At 47.8% G+C, this 1,587-nt stretch carries 1 protein-coding gene; it reads left to right on the forward strand.

Annotated elements, in window-relative coordinates:
- The coding region (locus tag R7P67_RS23910) for an FAD-dependent oxidoreductase (protein WP_318086205.1) at nt 1-1,587 on the forward strand (1,587 nt) is incomplete at both ends.

Here is a 1,587-nt window from a genome sequence, read left to right on the forward strand (position 1 = left end):
AAAGCGCCGATCGCGAGGTTTGCGCCGAGTGAAATGAGCGAGCGTCAGATCAAAAAGACCATCGATGCATTTGCCAACAGCGCTGAACTCGCTCAACTTGCCGGTTATGACGGCGTGGAATTAATGGGCTCAGAAGGTTATTTGATCAATCAGTTCCTTTGTAAGCGCACCAATATGCGATATGACGATTGGGGCGGCAGTTACAAAAAACGCATGCGCTTCCCGTTGGAGATAGTGAAAGCTGTACGTAAAGCGGTGGGTGAGAAGTTCATCATCATTTTCCGTCTTTCGATGTTGGATCTCGTCGAGCAGGGCAGCACGTTCGAAGATGTGATTGAATTAGCCAAAGGATTGGAAGACGCGGGCGTCACCATTATCAACACTGGTATTGGTTGGCATGAAGCACGTATTCCGACCATTGCAACGCAAGTACCTCGCGGTGCATTTACATGGGTAACCGAGAAGGTGAAACCGCACGTTTCTGTGCCAATCGTCACCTGTAATCGAATTAACACTCCTGATGAAGCAGAGCGAATCCTTGCTTCTGGTCAGGCGGATATGGTGTCAATGGCTCGCCCGTTCTTGGCGGACCCATCCTTTGTCGCGAAGGCAGAACAAGAGAAAGCGCAGTTTATTAATACGTGTATCGGCTGCAACCAAGCGTGTCTGGACAACGTATTTAAAGGTAAGCGCGCTAGTTGTCTCGTCAATCCACTTGCCTGTTACGAAACAGAAATTGTGGTTGAACCAACGTTCAAGAAGAAAAATATTGCCGTTGTAGGCGCAGGCCCTGCTGGTTTAGCTTGTGCGACGACTTTAGCTGAACGTGGTCATAAAGTTGATCTGTTTGAAAAGAACGACCGAATTGGTGGGCAATTCCGCTTAGCGATGCAAATCCCAGGTAAAGAAGAATTCAGAGAAACGATTCGCTACTTTGCCAACCGAATTGATGAAACGGGTGTAAATCTGCATTTGTCTACGGAAGCGAACTACGATTTGCTGACAGAGTACGATGAGGTTGTGATGGCTTCTGGTGTTGAACCGCGTAAGGTCAATATCGAAGGTATTGATAATGCAGAAAAAGTGGTGGATTACCAAACGCTGATTCGTGACAAAACGCCTGTCGGTGAAAAAGTCGCCATTGTTGGTGCTGGTGGTATTGGTGTTGATGTTGCGACAATGATTACCGAGCCAGCTGGGCAAACGTTGGATGATTGGCTGCATGAATGGGGCATTGATAAAGAAATGTCGCAACCAGGTGGACTGTACCCTTACCCAGACGCGGTGAGTGACAAAGAAGTGTGGGTGCTTCAACGTCGCAAAGGTCGTGTTGGTAAAGGACCGGGTAAAACGACAGGGTGGATCCATAAACGCACATTAGAAAAACGCGGAGTGCATCTGCTTGGTGGCGTGTCTTATGACAAAATTGATGACAACGGTTTACACATTCATGTAGATGGTAAGGCGCAGCTTGTAGAGGCTGATAAAGTCGTTATTTGTGCGGGACAGGAATCAGTACGTCCGTTTGAAGACAAGTGGTCTGAACTTGGTGAAAAACTGCATATCATCGGTGGTGCTGATCATGCC

The organism is Vibrio sp. Vb0937 (assembly GCF_033338855.1).